This window comes from Floricoccus penangensis (assembly GCF_001832885.1).
Lineage (GTDB): Bacteria > Bacillota > Bacilli > Lactobacillales > Streptococcaceae > Floricoccus > Floricoccus penangensis.
In genome coordinates this window covers 1-4,311 of sequence record NZ_MKIQ01000014.1, presented here as the reverse complement: position 1 = coordinate 4,311, position 4,311 = coordinate 1, and the positions used below count along the sequence as shown (strand labels likewise).

At 32.6% G+C, this 4,311-nt stretch carries 3 protein-coding genes and 1 pseudogene; all 4 read left to right on the top strand.

From position 1 onward, the window contains the following. Positions 1–1,109 (top strand): annotated as a pseudogene (locus tag BG262_RS10700) (hypothetical protein); the annotation flags it as partial. 98 nt (positions 1,110–1,207) lie between these two features. Further along, positions 1,208–1,792 carry a VanZ family protein gene (locus BG262_RS03230; protein WP_070787457.1) on the top strand — a complete coding sequence of 195 codons (585 nt, stop codon included), beginning with the start codon at positions 1,208–1,210 and terminating at the stop codon, positions 1,790–1,792. A gap of 224 nt (positions 1,793–2,016) precedes the next feature. Next, positions 2,017–3,147, top strand: coding sequence for a UDP-galactopyranose mutase (gene glf / locus BG262_RS03225; RefSeq protein ID WP_070787456.1), 1,131 nt, complete (start codon positions 2,017–2,019; stop codon positions 3,145–3,147). Between the two features lie 137 nt (positions 3,148–3,284). After that, on the top strand, positions 3,285–4,277 hold the full coding sequence (gene galE / locus BG262_RS03220) for a UDP-glucose 4-epimerase GalE (protein WP_070787455.1): 993 nt from the start codon (positions 3,285–3,287) through the stop codon (positions 4,275–4,277). Positions 4,278–4,311: the final 34 nt, after the last annotated feature.

Below are 4,311 nucleotides of genomic sequence, written 5' to 3'. Positions count from 1 at the left end.
TAACTAAAGTACAATCAGACAACAAGTGGTCTTCAGCTTATTCATATCGTGTTGAATATAAATCAGGTAATCAGACAGTTAGTAACTGGTATGTCTCAGAGCAAGATTTAATTTCTGTAAGTGCTTCTAAGTATAAGGTTGGACAGGAAGTTCAAATAAAGTCAACGGCAGGTACTGAGACAAATGGGACTAGTCTAGTAAATCGTCGTAACTGGATTGGTAAGATAACTAAAGTTCAGCTTGATAATAAGTGGTCATCAGCTTATTCATATAAAGTAGAATATAAATCAGGTAGTCAAATTATCAGCAATTGGTATGTTTCAGAACAAGATTTGGTTTCTGTAAGTTCTTCTAAATATAAGGTTGGACAAACTGTTCAAATTAAGAATTCAGCAGGTGCAGAATCAAATGGAACAAATATCGTTGCTCACCGTCAATGGGTCGGAAAAGTTTTAGAAGTACGACCTGATAATAAGTACAGCTCGCATTATTCTTATAAGGTTGAGTATTTAAATAAAACTTCAAATTGGTATGTTCTTGAACAAGACTTAGACCCTCATGCAGCAGTGGCATCTCGTGCAGCTACTGCTAGAATCACTATCCCTAATGCAATTGAATCAGAAAGTAAATCAAGCGATAGTAAAGATGATAAATCTAAGTTTGCCGTTACAAATGATAGTAAAAAAACAGAGGATGATGGTCTTGGTACAACTACTCCAAATACGACTAGTCAAACAACTGAAAGTAAGATTAGTGAGTCTACGGAACCATCAACTGTGGATAAAAATCAAACGTCTGATTCTTCTTCGTCATCTGAAGAGATAACTTCTCAAACACAGCCTACTGAGGAGAATGCAACATCTACTTCTCAAGTGGAAGAGAAAAAAGTGAATTTTCCAAGTGATTATCAAGTAAACGTTGATGAGGTATCAGTATTTACAAATGCAGATACTAGTTCTCAAGAAAAAACTAAATTAAAGAGAGGACAAATTATAACTGTCTTACAACTACTTCAAGGAGATAATTCACAAAAAAATGGTTGGGCTCAGTTTAAACTTGAAGATGGCTCTATGGCTTATATTTCTTTAGACAATTTACTGAAAAAATAAAATGTTTTGTATTCAGTTTTTACAAAAAAGATTTTAAAGTATATAATATAAAAAAGTAGTCGTATGTGACTGCTTTTTTATATAGATTGGAGATATTTATGAGAATAATTAAATATATAATTGGACTATTGATATCAGTATTAGTAAGCTATTTAGTGATTGAGTATTTAGCATATCCAACTTTATCGTCTTATCCACGGTTATCAAATACTATGGCTCGCTTTCCTTATACAAAATTTACTTTAATATTGTCTTTATCAATCTGTCTTTGGCTCGCATACATTCAGTGGGATTTGAAAAAAGTTTCGGTAATTTATCTTTATCTGGCAAGTACTGTTTATTTATTTTTATTATTTGTTGTTCTATTTACGAAGGCTAAAAGTTATCATGATATTAGCTTAGATGTTTTTGATTTTATTAAACCAGATCAAAGAGATATCAGGGAAGCTATATTAAATGTAATATACTTCATGCCTTTAGGTGCGATTTACGGTTTTAAAGCTAATAAATATGAATTTGTTGTTATAGCTCTCGTGACTATTTTAGGGGTGGAGACAATTCAGTATGCTTTTTATTTGGGTACTTTTGCATTAAGTGATATTTTATTAAATTTCATTGGCTCATCATTTGGTTTTGCCTTATGTAAGGTTTTGGGTAAAAGATTAGATATAGAATCACTGTAGATATTAAAAATCCTCTTATTAATTTTATTTAAGAGGATTTTAATATTGTTTTAAATATTGTTTTAAATATTGTTTTAAATATTGTTTTAAATATTGTTTTAAATATTGTTTTTTATATTAAGGTATGTTTTTAAGAACTGTTTGAAATACCTGCTACATAATGATAAAATGTTATTGTATGTTACTTTAGTGACAAGAAGAGATCAAGGAGAAATTGAGAGTTTATGAAACTTAATACGAGAGACTATGATTACTTAATAGTTGGGGCAGGACCTTATGGTTCAATTTTTGCACATGAAGCTGCTAAACATGGAAAACGTAGTCTTATAATTGAAAAACGTCCACATGTGGGTGGAAATATGTATACTCATAAGGAACATGGTATCAATGTTCATGATTTTGGGGCTCATATTTTCCATACTGACAACAAAGAGGTTTGGGATTATGTAAATCAGTTTACAGAGTTTAATGGATATATTAACCAAGTAGTAGCAAATTATGAAGGAGAACTTTATAATCTTCCATTTAACATGAATACTTTTTACCAGATGTGGGGAGTTAAAACACCTGCAGAGGCTGCTGCTAAGATTGAAGAACAACGCCAGGCAGCAGGAATAACTGGTACACCTAAAAATCTTGAAGAACAAGCTATCTCTTTGATTGGTACAGATATTTATGAAAAATTGATTAAAGGTTATACAGAAAAGCAATGGGGACGTTCAGCGACTGAACTTCCAAGCTTTATTATTCGTCGTTTACCTGTACGATATACTTTTGATAATAACTACTTTAACCACCGTTATCAAGGAGTTCCTGTAGATGGATATACAGTAATTTTTGATAATATGTTGGATTCTGATTTGATTGATGTTCAAACAGATGTTGATTTTTTTGATAATAAGGACACTTATTTAGAAGAGTTTCCACGTATTGTTTATACTGGTATGATTGATCGTTTCTTTGAGTATAAGCATGGAGAGCTCGAATACCGTTCAGTTCGTTTTGAATCTGAGACATTTGATACTGATAATAAACAGGGTAATGCTGTAATTAATTATACCGAACGTGATGTACCATTTACTCGAGTAATGGAATGGCGCCATTTTGATCAAAAAGGTGATGATAATGTAACAGTTATTACAAGTGAATTTCCTCAAGATTGGGATCGTACCAAGGAAGCTTACTATCCGGTAAATGACCATAAGAATAGTGAAATTTTTAAAAAATATCGAAAAGAAGCTGATAATCTTGATAACGTTATTATGGGTGGTCGTTTAGGAAATTATCAATACTATGATATGGACCAGGTATTCAATGCAGCACTTAAAGAAGTTCAAAAAGAGTTTGGGAAATAAGATCTCAAAATTTACTGTACTAAATGTGAATTAGTTGGTTGAATACACAATTATAAAGGTTCAAATCATTACGTGACGATTTGAGCTTTTTAAATAATTTAATTACTATATATTAAAAGACATAGGGAGAAAAAGAAATGACAGTTTTAGTTTTGGGTGGTGCAGGATATATTGGTAGTCATGCAGTAGATCAACTTTTATCTAAAGGATATGATGTTGCAGTGGTAGATAACTTATCAACTGGACATAGAGAGGCTATTCCTGCAAGTGTCCCTTTTTATGAGGGAGATATTCGTGACAGAACTTTCCTATCTAAGGTATTTTCTGAAGTGAAAGATATTGAAGGTGTTATGCATTTCTGTGCATTTTCACTTGTTGGTGAATCTATGGAAAAACCACTTAAATACTTTGACAATAATACGTACGGTGCAGTTGCACTTTTAGAAGTAATGCAAGAATTTGATGTACAACATGTTGTTTTTTCATCAACTGCAGCAACTTTTGGGAAAGTTGATGTTATGCCAATTACTGAGGAGACTCCAACAAATCCAATTAATCCTTATGGTCAAAGCAAATTAATGATGGAACAAATCATGAAATGGCAAAGCCAAGCTACGGATATGACTTATGTTGCGCTTAGGTACTTTAATGTTGCTGGTGCTAAGACAGATGGTTCAATTGGAGAAGCACATACTTGTGAAACGCACTTGATTCCAATTTTAATGCAAGTTGCTCTTGGACAAAGAGAGAGCATCCAAATTTATGGAGATGATTATAATACTCCTGATGGAACTAATGTTCGTGATTATGTTCAAGTAGAAGACTTAATTGATGCACATGTTAGGGCTTTGGAATATCTTAAGGCAGGAGGACAATCTGATTTCTTCAATTTAGGAAGTCAAGAAGGTTTTTCAAACCTTCAAATTCTTGAGGCAGCTCGTCGTGTCACAGAACATGAAATACCCGCGGTTCTTTCTGACCGTCGTCCTGGCGATCCAGATTCTCTATATACAAGTAGTGAAAAAGCAAAATCAATTCTTGGATGGGAACCGACATATAAAAATATTGACGATATAATTGCTACTGCTTGGGCTTGGCACTCAAAACATCCTCAAGGATACAAATATTAAAGAATGACTTTTAAAAAAAGAGGTGAATATGAAA